The following is a 12,416-nucleotide window of genomic DNA, read 5'->3' as shown; positions in this document are numbered from 1 at the left end:
CTCCGGTGTCTCGCGGGGGCCCTCGGGTCTGAGGCACCTCCGGATTTCCTTGCTTACTCCGGGCCGACCCCGGCCAGGGGCAGCGTCACTGTGAAGACCGTGGCGGTCGGCGTGTCGTCCAGCTCGAGTGATCCGCCGTGGGCGCGTACCAGGGAGCGGGCGACCGAGAGGCCGAGGCCGCTGCCGCCCCGGTCGCGGCTGCGGGCCTTGTCGACGCGGTAGAAACGGTCGAAGACGCTTTCGCGCTCGCCGGGCGGGATGCCGGGCCCCCGGTCGGTGACATGGACCCGCACGGTCTCCGCCGAGACGGACACCTCGACCGAGACCGGAGTGCCGGCCGGGGTGTGCACGGCCGCGTTGGTGAGGAGGTTGTCCAGGACCTGGCGGATGCGATGCGGATCGATCCTCAGCCGTACGGCCGCCGGGCCCGGAAGCACCGTCACCGGATGCCCGGGGTGACTCGCCCGGAACGCGTCGGCCGCCTGCTCGGCCAGTTCCACGAGGTCGGCGTTCTCCATCCGCAGGGGCGTCTCGACCTCGGCGGCGTCGAGGCGGGCCAGCAGCAGGAGGTCGTCGAGGAGGACGCCCATCCGCGCTGCCTCGGCGCGCAGCCGGGCCAGGTGCTTGTCGCGCTCCTCGGGGGCGTTGGCGGCCGCGTACTGGAAAAGGTCTGCGTAACCGCGTACTGACATCAGCGGCGTGCGCAGTTCGTGCGAGGCGTCGGCGACGAAGCGGCGCAGCCGCTGCTCGGCCTCCGCCCGCACGGCGAGGGAGTCGTCGATGTGCTCCAGCATCGTGTTGAAGGCCGACCGCAGCTCCTCGACCTCGGGCCCGCCGCCGGGGGTGTCCGCCCGCAGGTGCAGCCGCGACGCCGACTCGCTCAGGTCGTGCGAGGCGATCCCGTGCGCGGTGTGCGCCATGTCGCTGAGCGGTTTCAGACCGTTCTTCAGCATCCGGCGCCCGAACACCACCAGTGCCAGCAGCGCCAGACCGAACGCGACCACCTGCACGGTGATCAGCTGGCCCATGGTGCCGTCGATGTCCTCGGTCGGCGCGGCACTGACCAGCACCACACCGGGCGACACCTCACAGGCGCGCAGCAGATACGTGCCACTGCCGATCCGCACCGTGCGGGTGACGTCGACGTCCGAGTCGGACATCCGCCGGGCGAGGGCGGTCAGCGCCGTGGTGTCGGCGGGCACGTCGGCCGGCTTGCGCAGTACGGCCGACTCCGCCGACACGTCGTAGACGGCCGTGTACCAGCCGTAGTACGGCTGGCGCTCCACGATGCCGTGTGCCTTGGCGTCCTTGGACTGCACCCCCTGGACCAGCTTGATCTGGTCGCGGAGCTGGTGGTCGAGATAATCCCGCATGTACATGGTGAGCATGGCGCCGACCACTGCGAACACCACCAGCGACAGCGCGCCCAGGCCGAGCGCCAGCCGGGTGCCCAGCCGGAGCCTGCCGTAGGACCGGAGGAACCGGGCGATCACTCCGCCGCCTGCCGGAGCACGTATCCGAAACCGCGTACCGTCTGGATCAGCGGGTCGTCGCCTGTCGCGTCGAGCTTGCGGCGCAGCCGGCTGACGACCAACTCGACGACGTTGGAACGGCCGCCGAAACCGTATTCCCACACGTGGTCGAGGATCTGCGCCTTGGTGAGCACGGTGGGGGACTTGCGCATCAGGTAACGCAGCACCTCGTACTCGGTGGGCGTCAGGGTGAGAAGTTTTCCGTCGCGCCGCACCTCGCGGGTGTCCTCGTCCATGGTGAGGTCCGCCACCTGCAGCACGGAACGCTGGAAACCGGGACCCGCGCTGCGCCGCAGCACGGTGCGCAGCCGTGCCATGAGCTCCTCCACCGCAAACGGTTTCACGAGGTAGTCGTCCCCGCCACGGGTCAGCCCCGCGACCCGGTCGGCGACCCCGTCGCGGGCCGTCAGGAAAACGACGGGAACCATCGTGCCGGTGTTCCGCAACCGGTCGAGCACGCCGAAACCGTCGATGTCGGGCAGCATCAGGTCGAGCACCACGATGTCCGGACGGAAGTCGGCGGCGCGGCGCAGCGCCTCCTCACCCGAGTTCGCGGTCACCGCGTTCCAGCCCTCGTAGCGGGCGACCGTCGCCACGAGATCGGCGATCGGCGGGTCGTCGTCCACGACGAGGAGTCGTACTTTTTCCACCCGCCCATAGTGCGCCACTCGCCCCGTGGCGCCAGTGCCGCGTCCCGTGTGCGCGCACATCGATAAGATCTTGAAAGTTGTACGACAGGAGAATGACAGCAAAGCACGGAGAAGCTCTGTGTTCTGAGGACCCGATCTAGGAGTTTCCGTCCGTGACGACCGTCCAGTCGCCCCCCTCGCCCCGCACGGCGATGCGTCCCAAAGTAGTGGCCCGCACCGGCTTGTACGCCGTGCTGGCCGCCAACGCGGCCGTCGTGACCCTGTTCGCCGTCCAGGCGGGATTCGCCTCCAACGCACTGGTCGTGATCGGCCGTTTCGCCGGTCTGTACGGTGCGCTGCTGATGGCGTTCCAGCTGTTGCTGGTGGCCCGGCTGCCCTGGCTCGACCGCCGCATCGGCATGGACCGGCTGACCAACTGGCACCGCTGGACCGGCTTCGGCCTGCTGTGGACGCTGGTCGGGCACATGGTGTTCATCGCCTTCGGCTACGCCGAGTCGTCCTCGATGAACCCGGTGAACCAGCTCGTCGACCTCGCCGAAACCGTCGAAGGCGTTTTCCGTGCCGTGGTCGCCATGGCGCTGATCCTCGTCGTCGGCGGTGTCTCCGCCCGCTGGGCGCGGCGTCGGCTGGCATATGAGACCTGGCACTTCGTCCACCTGTACACCTACGTCGCCGTGGTGCTGGCCTTCACGCACCAGGTCGCGGTCGGCACCACCTTCACGGCGTCGTCCGCCGCCACTGCTTACTGGTACGGCGTGTGGGGCGTCGCCCTCGGCTCGGTGTTCCTGGGCCGCCTCGTTCTGCCGCTGTGGCGCAACTGGCGTCACCAGCTGCGCGTCGAGTCGGTCGTCCCCGAGGCCGACAACGTCGTTTCCGTGTACATCACCGGACGCGACCTGGACCGCATGCCCGCTCGCGCCGGCCAGTTCTTCCTCTGGCGGTTCATGACCAAGGACCGCTGGTGGCAGGCGAACCCCTTCTCCCTGTCGGCCGCGCCCGACGGCTCCCGTCTGCGGCTGACCGCGAAGGCCGCCGGTGACGGCTCCGCGGGCCTGCGCCACGTCAAGCCCGGCACCCGCGTCTTCGCCGAGGGTCCCTACGGCGCGTTCACGGCGATGCACCGCACCCGCCCGGAAGCGCTGCTCATCGCCGGCGGCGTCGGCGTCACCCCGATCCGCGCGCTCCTCGAGGAGATCCACGGGCATGCCGTCGTGATCTACCGCGTGGCCGGCGAACGCGACGCCGTCCTCTATGACGAACTGCACCAACTCGCCCTCGCCAAGGGGGCGGAGCTGCACCTGGTCACCGGGCCGCCGGTGCCCGACCGGCTGGCGCCGCGCGAGCTGTCCGCACTCGTGCCGGACATCGCGCAGCGGGACGTCTTCCTGTGCGGGCCGCCGCCGATGATGAACGCGGTCCTCGGCACCCTCCGCGAACTCGGCGTGCCGAGGCCGCAGATCCATTTCGAGCGCTTCAGCCTGGCGGGATGAGAGAGACATCGTGAAGCGAGCCATACCCGTCCTGATCCTGTCCGTCGCGGGACTCGTCCCGGTCTGGCGCTACGAGCCGTCCACCGGGACGTCGAGCGCCACATCCACCGTCGTCCAGTCACCCACGCCCGCGTCCTCGTCGGCGTCCTCCTCGTCGGGGAAGCAGACGTTCACCGGAACGACGGTCACCACGGAGAAGGGCGACGTCCAGGTCCGGATCACCTACGACGGCAGTGACATCACGGCCGTCGAGATGCTGAAGCAGCCGAATCATCCGCAGACGACGGCTGCGGTGCCGAAGTTGATTGCGGAAACGCTTACGGCGCAGAGCGCGGACATCGACACCGTTTCCGGAGCGACCCTCACCAGTGACGGCTACAAGGAGTCGCTGCAGGCCGCGATCGACGCCAAGGGCGCCTGACGTGCACCGCGTCGAACACGTCATGGGGTTTCCCGTCTCACTGCGGGTCGACGACGTCACCGACCCGTCCGTTCCCGAAGGCGCCGCGGACGCCGTCTTCGCATGGCTGCGGGAGGTCGACGAGCGGTTCAGCCCCTACCGGGAGGACAGCGAGGTGTCCCGGCTGGACCGGGGAGAGCTGTCCGCCGATGGGGTGAGCGACGACCTCGCAGAGGTGCTCGGCCTGTGCGAGGAGTACCGGATCGCCACCGGCGGCGCCTTCGACGTCCGGCTGCCCGGCCGCGGCCTCGACCCCTGCGCCGTCGTCAAGGGCTGGTCGGTGCAGCGGGCGGCGGACCTGCTGGCCGCGGCCGGACTGACCCGGTTCTGCCTCAACGCCGGCGGTGACGTCGTCGTCTCGGGCGGTCCCTGGCGGGTCGGTGTCCGGCATCCCTTCGTCGCCGACAAGGTGTGTACCGTCCTCGGCCTCACCGACGCGGCGGTCGCCACCTCCGCACGCTACGAGCGCGGCGACCACATCATCGACGGGCGCACCGGCCTCCCGGCGGTCGGCCTCGACAGCGTCACCGTCGTCGCCCCGGACCTGACCCTGGCCGACACCGTCGCCACCGCAGCGTTCGCGCTCGGCCGCGAGGGCGTGGAGTGGGCGGCCGCCCAGGCGGACTGCGAGGTCTACGCCGTGGTCGCCGGGGGCGGCGTGCTGCGCACCCCGGGCTTCCCCACGGCCGGTGCGGGGACGGCGGCGGCCTGACGTTTCTCACGGCCATGCGACGCGTCGGCCTGACGCCCCTCATGTCCCTGCCGTCCGGGACGTCCCTTCGACATGTCGGCCGGCGCCGGGAGAAGCACCGAGAAACGCGGGGAAACGTGGAGAAACGCAGAGGCCAGCCAACGCGGGTAACGCAGGTAACGCGAGAAGCGCAGGCAAACTCGGGCAACGCGGGGTAACGCCGGAAACGAGGGACGCACCCAATGCGGAGTATCGCGTAGTAACACGGAGTATCGCGGGCGAAGCAGGCAACGCCCGGCAACGCCCGGCAACGCCCGGCAACGCCAGGAAGCGCCCCCTGCCGAAAGAGCAGGGGGCGCTTGCCGTGGGTCGGGGGTTCAGCCGACGTCGGAGGCGTCCAGGCGGTAGAGGCCGCTGTAGTCGGAGACCGCCGTGCCGTTCGCCTTGACCCAGGTGGAGATCTCGGAGTTCGCGGAGCCCCGGCCGCTGTCGCTGATCACGATGTAGTGCAGCCTGCCCGTCTTCACGAGGGTCTTGAGCTTGGCGAGCGTCATCGCGTCGTCGCTGCCGGACCAGCCGCCCATCGAGATCACCGGCTCGCCGGACTCCAGGATGATCGAGGAGGCCGTCTGGTCGGTGGCCACCGCCACCAGCCAGGTGGCGCCGTCCTGGTTCTTCTTCAGGTAGGCGATCATCGCGGACGAGACCTGCGTGTCGCCGCCCATGCCGCCGCCCGGGCCCGTGCCGGAGGCGTCCGACTCGGTGGTGCCTGCCTCGGCCGCGCCCGACGAGGCATCGCTCGATTCCGTGCCGCCGGACTCCGCGGTGCTCGAGCCCGCGGTGTTCGACTCCGTGGTGCCGGACTCCATGGAGTTGTCGCCGTTCGCGGGGCTGTTGTTGCCGCCGCTGCTGCTCGACGACGTCCCGCCCGAAACCTGACCGTCGCCCCGAGCGCTCGGCGCCTCACCGGAGCCGGCGCCCGGCGCCCCACCCGCGCCGCCGGACCGCTGGCCGCCGCCCATGCCGCCCCCGGTGTCGGGACCGGCCGTCGGGTTCGTGCCGTTGGTGCCGGAGGTCGCCGCGGACGCCGAGTAGGCGGCCGGACCGGCGAGCAGCGCCACGACCGCCGCGAGTGCCGCGACGCCCATCAGCCGCTGCCGTTTCGTGAACCGGGCGACCAGCAGCCCGATCACCGACGCGGCGCCCGCCACGGCGACCACGGCCTCGGTAACCGCGTACAGCGTTCCCGAGCCGGAGACCCGCTGGAGCAGGACGAGGGCCCAGCCGGTGCTCACCACGATCGCGGTGGGAAGCACCCACGACCACCTCGCCGCCGCCCGCTCGCGGAAGGCGCCGTACAGCATGACCGCGCCCGCGCCGGCCAGGGCCGCGATGCCGGGGGCCATGGCGGTCACGTAGTACGGGTGGAAGGTGCCCTCGGCGAGGGCGAACGTCAGGTAGTGCAGGACGAACCAGCCACCCCACAGCATCAGCGCGGCGCGCTTGGCGTCCGTACGGGGCGCCCGGCCGCGCAGGACGAGACCGGCCGCCAGCGCGATCGCCGCGAAGGGGATCAGCCAGGAGATCTGGCCGCCCATGATGTCGTTGAACATCCGGTACAGGCCCGCCTCGCCGCCGAAGCTCGCGCCGTTGCCCTGCGAGCCGACCGACGAACTCGCCCCGAAGACACGGCCGAAACCGTTGTAGCCGATGACCAGGTCCCAGACGGTGTTGTCGGTCGAGCCGCCGATGTAGGGGCGCGAGGAGGCCGGGATCAGATCGACGACCACCATCCACCAGGCGCTGGAGACGATCAGCGCGGCCGTGCCGGCCGCAAGGTTTCGGATGCGCTTGCCCAGGGAGGCGTCCGCGGCCCACAGGTACACCAGGAAGAAGGCCGGCAGGGCGACGTACGCCTGCATCATCTTGGTGTTGAACGCGAAGCCGATGGCGACGCCGGACCACACCAGCGGCAGCAGCCGGCCGGTGCGCACGGCCTTCAGCAGCGCGGCCGCGCCCAGCAGCATCAGGAAGACGAGGACGGGGTCGGGGTTGGTGTCCCGGGTGATGGCCACCGTGATGGGGGTGAGGGCCAGCACCAGTGCGGACAGCGTGGCCGCCACGGGGCCGAAGTCCCGTTTGACGAGCCGGTGCACGAGCGCGACGGAACCGGTTCCCATGGCGACCATCGGCAGCATCAACTGCCATGTGCCGTACCCGAAGGCGCGGGCGGACAGGCCCATCACCCACAGGGCGAACGGCGGTTTGTCGACCGTGATGAAGCTGCTGGCGTCCAGGGCGCCGAAGAAGAACGCCTTCCAGCTCTTGGTGCCGCTGTAGACGGCAGCGTTGTAGAAAGTGTTTCCGGTGATCGAGGTGAGGTTCCAGGCGTAGAGGGCTGTGGCCAGCACGAGAATCGCCCACAGGGCCGGGCGGGTCCAGTGCGGATCCTCGGGGGCGCCGGTGAACAGTCGCTTGGCGCGCGAGGCGAGTCCGCCGTCGGAGTACGGCTCCGCCCGGTGGCGGGACCCCTCCTCGTGGACGGGGGCGGGCGGCGGGGCGAGGGTCGTCATGACGCGTGCTCCAGGTGGGTGGTCGCCCCGGCGGGCAGGACGGGGGCAGGGGCGGTCGTGCGCGCGGTCGGCACCTGGGGGGTGCTGCTGCGGCGGGGCACGGCGACGCGGGTGCGGCCGGCGAGGGTGGAGCGGAGCATCCGTCCGATGCCCTTGAGGTCCTCGAGGGCGGTGCGGACGATGTCGACGCGGCTGTCGGGGTCGTCGGTCCGGTCGACCGGCACCTCGTGGACACGCAGTCCGGTGCGCTGGGCCAGGACCAGAACTTCGGTGTCGAAGAACCGGGCGGTGTCCTCGATGTGCGGGGCGAGTGCGCGGAAGACGTCGGTGCGGACCGCCTTGAATCCGCACTGCGCGTCCGAGAAGCGCGCCCCCAGACCGGCCCTGAGCAGAAGGTTGCAGGAGCGGGAGACGGACTCCCGCTTCGCGCTCCGGACCACGGCGGCCTGGCGGTGCGGCCGGCTGCCGATCGCGAGGTCGCTGTGGCCGGACAGCAGCGGGGCCACCAGCGGGAGGAAAGCCTCCAGACCGGTGGAGAGGTCGACGTCCCTGTAGGCGACGACGTCGGCCGCCGACCGGTTCCACACGTGTTTCAGGGCCCGGCCGGGCCCCTTCTGCTCCAGGCGCACGGCGTGCACATGAGGGAGACGGAGAGCCAGGTCGGTCGCCGCGTACCAGGTCCGGTCCGTGCTGGCGTTGTCCGCGACGGTGCTGCGGAACGGGAACGGGAAGGACTCTGCGAGGTGTGCGTGGAGACGGCCGAACTCGGCGAGGACGTGCGCCTCGTCGTACACCGGCACCACGATCTCGACCGACCGCTGCCGGACGCCTCCCGCGTTCGTTTCGTTCATGGCCCCGACGATGGAGGCGGTGTCTGGGGGATCTCTGAGGCGTTGCTGAGCGCGGGGTGAGAATCAGCGGACTCACAGGTCGCGCACAGCGGAAGCGTTCTCACGTGTTTCCCGGGACCGGGGCCCGGGGCCGGGGCCGCCGGGGGCCGAGCCTCGCCGTGCCCTCGAATACGTCCGAAACACAAGAGGTCTAGACTCTCCCCGCAATGACCTGAACTCGTGTGGTCGAGTACGGGCGGAAACGGCCAGACCCGAAGGGTATTCGGCGTTTTGATACGGATAGATTCAGTCACCAAGCGGTACCCGGACGGCACGGTGGCGGTCGACCGGCTCTCCCTCGACATACCGGACCGCGCGATCACCGTCCTCGTCGGCCCGTCGGGCTGCGGCAAGACGACCACCCTGCGAATGATCAACCGGATGGTCGAGCCGACCGAGGGCGCGATCCTCATCGACGGCGTCGACAGCCGTCAGCAGCCGGTCAACTCGCTGCGCCGGTCGATGGGTTACGTCATCCAGAACGCCGGGCTCTTCCAGCACCGCACGATCGTCGACAACATCGCCACCGTCCCCCGCCTGCTGGGCTGGAGCAAGGACAAGGCCCGCGCGCGGGCCAGGGAACTGATGGAACGGGTGGGGCTCGACGCCTCGTTCGCCAAGCGCTACCCCTATCAGCTCTCCGGCGGCCAGCAGCAGCGCGTCGGCGTGGCGCGGGCGCTCGCCGCGGACCCGCCGGTGCTGCTGATGGACGAGCCGTTCTCCGCCGTCGACCCGGTCGTCCGCAAGGGCCTTCAGGACGAACTGCTGCGCATCCAGGAAGAGTTGGGCAAGACCATCGTCTTCGTCACCCACGACATCGACGAGGCCGTCAAGCTCGGCACCATGGTCGCCGTGCTGCGCACCGGTGGACGGCTCGCCCAGTTCGCGCCGCCGGCCGAGCTGTTGTCCGACCCCGCCGACGCGTTCGTCGAGGACTTCCTCGGCGCCGACCGGGGCATCCGCCGCCTGTCGTTCTTCTCCTCCGCCGAACTGGAGTTGCTCACCGCCCCGATCGTCGCCGTCGACTCCACCGCCGAGCAGATCACCGCCAAGGCCACGGCCGACGTCCCCTACCTCCTCGTCACCGGACTGGACGGACGCCCGCTCGGCTGGAGCGAGCCGGACGCGCTGACCGCGGGACAGATCGACGCCGACCGACTTCTCTCGTACGGGCGGCCGTTCGTCGCCGGACAGGACTCGCTGCGCGCCGCGCTCGACTGCGCCGTCCTGTCGCCCACCGGCTGGGCCGTCGCCGTGGACGCGGAGGGCCGTGCCGCCGGAGTCGTCCCGCAGGCGGCGATCGCCGAGGCGATCCGCGGCGCCCACGCGGCGGGCCGGCAGGAGCAGCGGGAACGGCAGGAAGAACAACCCGCCGTGGAAACCGTTTCGAAGGCCGTCCGGTGAACCGCTTCTTCGACATCCCGAGCGACCTGCAGCACGACTGGCTCGGACTGATCGGGCTGCATCTGCGCGAGGCCCTGCTGCCGGTGCTGGGAGGGCTGCTGCTCGCGCTCCCGCTGGCCCAGCTGTGCGTGCGGCTGCGCTGGCTCTACCCGCCGGTGCTCTGGGTGACGACCGTGCTGTACGCCATCCCGTCGCTGGCCTTCTTCGTCGTCCTCATCGACTACACGGGGCAGACCGAGCTGACGGTGATGATCCCGCTCACCGTCTACACCCTCGTCGTGCTCGTCCCGGCGATCGTGGACGGCGTGCGCTCGGTGCCGCAGGAGACCCTCGCCGCGGCGACCGCCATGGGCTTCGGACCCGTACGCCGTTATCTGCAGGTGCAGTTGCCGATCGCGGTGCCCGCGATCATCGCCGGTCTGCGGGTCGCGACGGTGTCCAGCATCAGCCTCGTCAGCGTCGGCATGCTGATCGGCAACCAGGGCGCCCTCGGCAACCTGCTGCACGACGCACAGATCTACAACCGGCCGGAACTCGCCTGGAACTCGGTGATCACCACGGCCGTCCTCGCGGTACTCGTGGACGCGGCGCTGGTCCTCGTACGGCTCCTGCTGACCCCGTGGATGCCGAGCGCCGCCGGCCGCCGCCGGGCCGCGCAGGCGGCGCCCGTCCTGGAGGGGACAGTCCGGTGAACGTACTGAATTTCGTGAACGCTTTCTTCGGCGACGGCGCCCACTGGCACGGCTACGACGGCATCCCCACCCGGCTGCTGGAACACCTCCAGTACTCGCTCGAGGCGCTCGCTCTCGCCGCCCTCATCGGACTGCCGGTCGGGCTCGTCACCGGCCACTACGGCAAGGGCGGCAACACCCTCACGCTGATCGCCACCGCGGGCCGGGCGCTGCCCACCTTCGGTCTGCTGGTGCTCATCACCATCAGCACCGGCTTCGGCATGATGCCGGTGATGATCCCGCTGGTCGTCCTCGCCGTTCCGCCGATCCTGGTCACCACCTACGAGGCGGTGCGCTCGGTCGACCCGTCCCCGGTGGACGCGGCGCGCGGCATCGGCATGGCCGAACCCCGCATCCTGCTCCAGGTGGAGCTGCCCGTCGCGCTCCCGCTCATCCTCGGCGGACTGCGTTCGGCGGCCATCCAGATCGTGTCCACCGCCACCATCGCCGCTTATGTGGGCCTCGGCGGACTCGGCCGCTTCATCGTGGACGGCCTCTACCAGCACGACTACGAGAAGGTCGTCGGCGGCGCCACCCTGGTCGCCGGTATGGCCCTCGCGACCCTGGGCATCTTCTGGGCGGTCGGCCGCGCGACTGTCTCGCCGGGGGTGCGCCGCGCCCACTAGGACCCGGTCCCGCGGGTCCCACGCAGCCGGTGTCACGGTGTCAGTAACAAGGTTCCGTGGGATTTCAGGCGCGTTGCCGAACTCGGTGCAGTAACTCTGTGCAGTAACTCTGTGCAGAGTCAGCGTTCGGCATTTTGGGTCCGGTGTCGAACGCGGCTCGAGCGTGAGCCGCGATTCCTCAGGTCGGCGGACGTGAAGGCGGCCTTCGTCTGATCCTGCGCTCCGTCACGGAGTGCAGGAGGGCGAATCCCGGGGCCTGGGCCGGGGTTGCGGTCGGCGTTTCCGGCCAGGTGTCCCCGCAACAGCGCGGAACCGGTTTCCCTCAGCCCTCCGTGCGCGCCAGCGCCTGTTCCAGGACGACGAGCAGGGCGTCCCGGACCGAGCCGCGCTCACGGGCGTCGAAGACGAGCAGCGGCACGCCGTCCGACACGTCGAGAGCCCAGCGGACCTCGTCCAGTGTGTGCGCCACCTGACCGTCGAAAGCGTTTACGGCAACGGCGAACGGGATCCGCTTGTGCTCGAAGTAGTCGACGGCGGCGTAGCAGTCGTCGAGACGGCGGGTGTCGACGATGACGAGGCCGCCGATCGCGCCCTCCACGATGTCGTCCCACATGAACCCGAACCGCTCCTGCCCGGGCGTGCCGAACAGGTACAGCTTGAGCGTCGGGTCGATGGTGATGCAGCCGAAGTCCATCGCCACCGTGGTGGTGGTCTTGCGCGGGGTGTGACTGAGGTCGTCCACGCCCGCCGCGACCTCGGTGATGGCCGCCTCGGTGGTCAGCGGCTCGATCTCGGAGATCGAGCCGACGGCGGTGGTCTTGCCCACGCCGAAGCCGCCCGCGATCACCAGTTTCACCGGCAGCGGAGGTCGTACGGCTGCCTGTCCGGCCGAGGTGCGGACCAGCGGTTCAGTCGGTGTCACGGAGTACCCCCCGGGAGTCGGGGATGGCCCGCAGGCCATCGATAACCCTGCGCAGTACGGATGCGTCGTGGGTGACGCCGGAGTCGGGCACGTGCACCGACAGCTGCCCCGCCGCCCGCAGGTCCTCGGCCAGGACCCGCACCACGTTCAGATGCAGCCGCAGCCGTGCCGCGATCTCCGCGATGGACTGCGGCACGCGGCAGGCGGCGACGATGTCGTGCTGTTCGAAGGAGAGCCGGTGCAGCGCGTCGAGCCCGTCGGTCGTGGCGACCAGTTGGGTCTCCACGGGCATCGTCCGGCCGGACGACGCCTCGCCGGGGCCGCCCGCGACCCGTCCGGCGGTGACGAGGAAGGGCCGGACGGCGGGCGCGGGCCCGACGGGGGCGACGCCGTCCTCGCCGGCCCCGCGCGGGGTGCGGCCGTCCGCCATCGGTGTTCGCTTTCTCT

General features: G+C 70.5%; 12 protein-coding genes. 6 read left to right on the top strand and 6 right to left on the bottom strand.

The annotated features are described in order from the left end of the window. Nucleotides 1–53: 53 nt before the first annotated feature. Both OHS82_RS11450 and OHS82_RS11445 read right to left on the bottom strand, forming a co-directional pair. Nucleotides 54–1,493: a sensor histidine kinase gene (locus tag OHS82_RS11450; RefSeq protein ID WP_328433814.1), complete on the bottom strand. Its 1,440-nt coding sequence runs from the start codon at nt 1,491–1,493 to the stop codon at nt 54–56. Further along, complete coding sequence (locus OHS82_RS11445; protein ID WP_079041030.1) at nt 1,490–2,182, bottom strand: response regulator transcription factor; 693 nt, start codon at nt 2,180–2,182, stop codon at nt 1,490–1,492. The genes OHS82_RS11450 and OHS82_RS11445 overlap by 4 nt, the downstream gene beginning before the upstream one ends. A 152-nt stretch (nt 2,183–2,334) precedes the next feature. Here OHS82_RS11445 and OHS82_RS11440 point away from each other — a divergent pair, with 152 nt between their 5' ends. From OHS82_RS11440 to OHS82_RS11430, 3 genes are read left to right on the top strand one after another with little or no spacing between them, the layout of a single operon-like run. Further along, entirely contained in the window at nt 2,335–3,672 is a 1,338-nt protein-coding gene (locus tag OHS82_RS11440) for a ferredoxin reductase family protein (protein WP_057575789.1), read from the top strand. 10 nt (nt 3,673–3,682) lie between these two features. Further along, entirely contained in the window at nt 3,683–4,093 is a 411-nt protein-coding gene (locus tag OHS82_RS11435; protein WP_266726047.1) for an FMN-binding protein, read from the top strand. Between the two features lies 1 nt (nt 4,094). Next, on the top strand, nt 4,095–4,844 hold the full coding sequence (locus OHS82_RS11430) for an FAD:protein FMN transferase (protein WP_328433813.1): 750 nt from the start codon (nt 4,095–4,097) through the stop codon (nt 4,842–4,844). Nucleotides 4,845–5,200: 356 nt separating this feature from the next. Here OHS82_RS11430 and OHS82_RS11425 read toward each other — a convergent pair whose 3' ends face one another. Both OHS82_RS11425 and OHS82_RS11420 read right to left on the bottom strand, forming a co-directional pair. After that, nucleotides 5,201–7,396 carry an ArnT family glycosyltransferase gene (locus tag OHS82_RS11425; protein WP_328433812.1) on the bottom strand — a complete coding sequence of 732 codons (2,196 nt, stop codon included), beginning with the start codon at nt 7,394–7,396 and terminating at the stop codon, nt 5,201–5,203. Next, complete coding sequence (locus OHS82_RS11420; RefSeq protein ID WP_328433811.1) at nt 7,393–8,247, bottom strand: glycosyltransferase; 855 nt, start codon at nt 8,245–8,247, stop codon at nt 7,393–7,395. The genes OHS82_RS11425 and OHS82_RS11420 overlap by 4 nt, the downstream gene beginning before the upstream one ends. Before the next feature lie 270 nt (nt 8,248–8,517). Here OHS82_RS11420 and OHS82_RS11415 point away from each other — a divergent pair, with 270 nt between their 5' ends. The 3 genes from OHS82_RS11415 to OHS82_RS11405 are packed head-to-tail and all read left to right on the top strand — an operon-like array spanning nt 8,518 to nt 11,047. After that, the gene (locus OHS82_RS11415) at nt 8,518–9,690 is read left to right on the top strand and encodes an ABC transporter ATP-binding protein (protein WP_079041031.1); all 1,173 of its coding nucleotides are present in this window, start codon (nt 8,518–8,520) and stop codon (nt 9,688–9,690) included. Continuing rightward, nucleotides 9,687–10,382: an ABC transporter permease gene (locus OHS82_RS11410; protein WP_057575800.1), complete on the top strand. Its 696-nt coding sequence runs from the start codon at nt 9,687–9,689 to the stop codon at nt 10,380–10,382. The genes OHS82_RS11415 and OHS82_RS11410 overlap by 4 nt, the downstream gene beginning before the upstream one ends. Next, nucleotides 10,379–11,047, top strand: coding sequence for an ABC transporter permease (locus OHS82_RS11405; RefSeq protein ID WP_057575802.1), 669 nt, complete (start codon nt 10,379–10,381; stop codon nt 11,045–11,047). Before OHS82_RS11410 ends, OHS82_RS11405 begins: the two co-directional genes overlap by 4 nt. 322 nt (nt 11,048–11,369) lie before the next feature. On the opposite strand, the gene OHS82_RS11400 is transcribed toward OHS82_RS11405, so the two are convergent. Both OHS82_RS11400 and OHS82_RS11395 read right to left on the bottom strand, forming a co-directional pair. Next, on the bottom strand, nt 11,370–11,969 hold the full coding sequence (locus tag OHS82_RS11400; RefSeq protein WP_057575804.1) for a GTP-binding protein: 600 nt from the start codon (nt 11,967–11,969) through the stop codon (nt 11,370–11,372). Beyond that, nucleotides 11,956–12,399 carry a DUF742 domain-containing protein gene (locus OHS82_RS11395; protein ID WP_328433810.1) on the bottom strand — a complete coding sequence of 148 codons (444 nt, stop codon included), beginning with the start codon at nt 12,397–12,399 and terminating at the stop codon, nt 11,956–11,958. The genes OHS82_RS11400 and OHS82_RS11395 overlap by 14 nt, the downstream gene beginning before the upstream one ends. Nucleotides 12,400–12,416: the final 17 nt, after the last annotated feature.

It is taken from the genome of Streptomyces sp. NBC_00425, from assembly GCF_036030735.1.
GTDB lineage: Bacteria > Actinomycetota > Actinomycetes > Streptomycetales > Streptomycetaceae > Streptomyces.
Note: the sequence above shows the minus strand (reverse complement) of the source record. Positions and strands in the feature narration are given on the sequence as shown.

What these genes read in the sequence shown, in the direction of transcription:
- OHS82_RS11395 (WP_328433810.1), bottom strand. Translation starts at nt 12,399, where the DNA reads ATGGCGGACGGCCGCACCCCGCGCGGGGCCGGCGAGGACGGCGTCGCC.
- OHS82_RS11425 (WP_328433812.1), bottom strand. Translation starts at nt 7,396, where the DNA reads ATGACGACCCTCGCCCCGCCGCCCGCCCCCGTCCACGAGGAGGGGTCC.
- OHS82_RS11420 (WP_328433811.1), bottom strand. Translation starts at nt 8,247, where the DNA reads ATGAACGAAACGAACGCGGGAGGCGTCCGGCAGCGGTCGGTCGAGATC.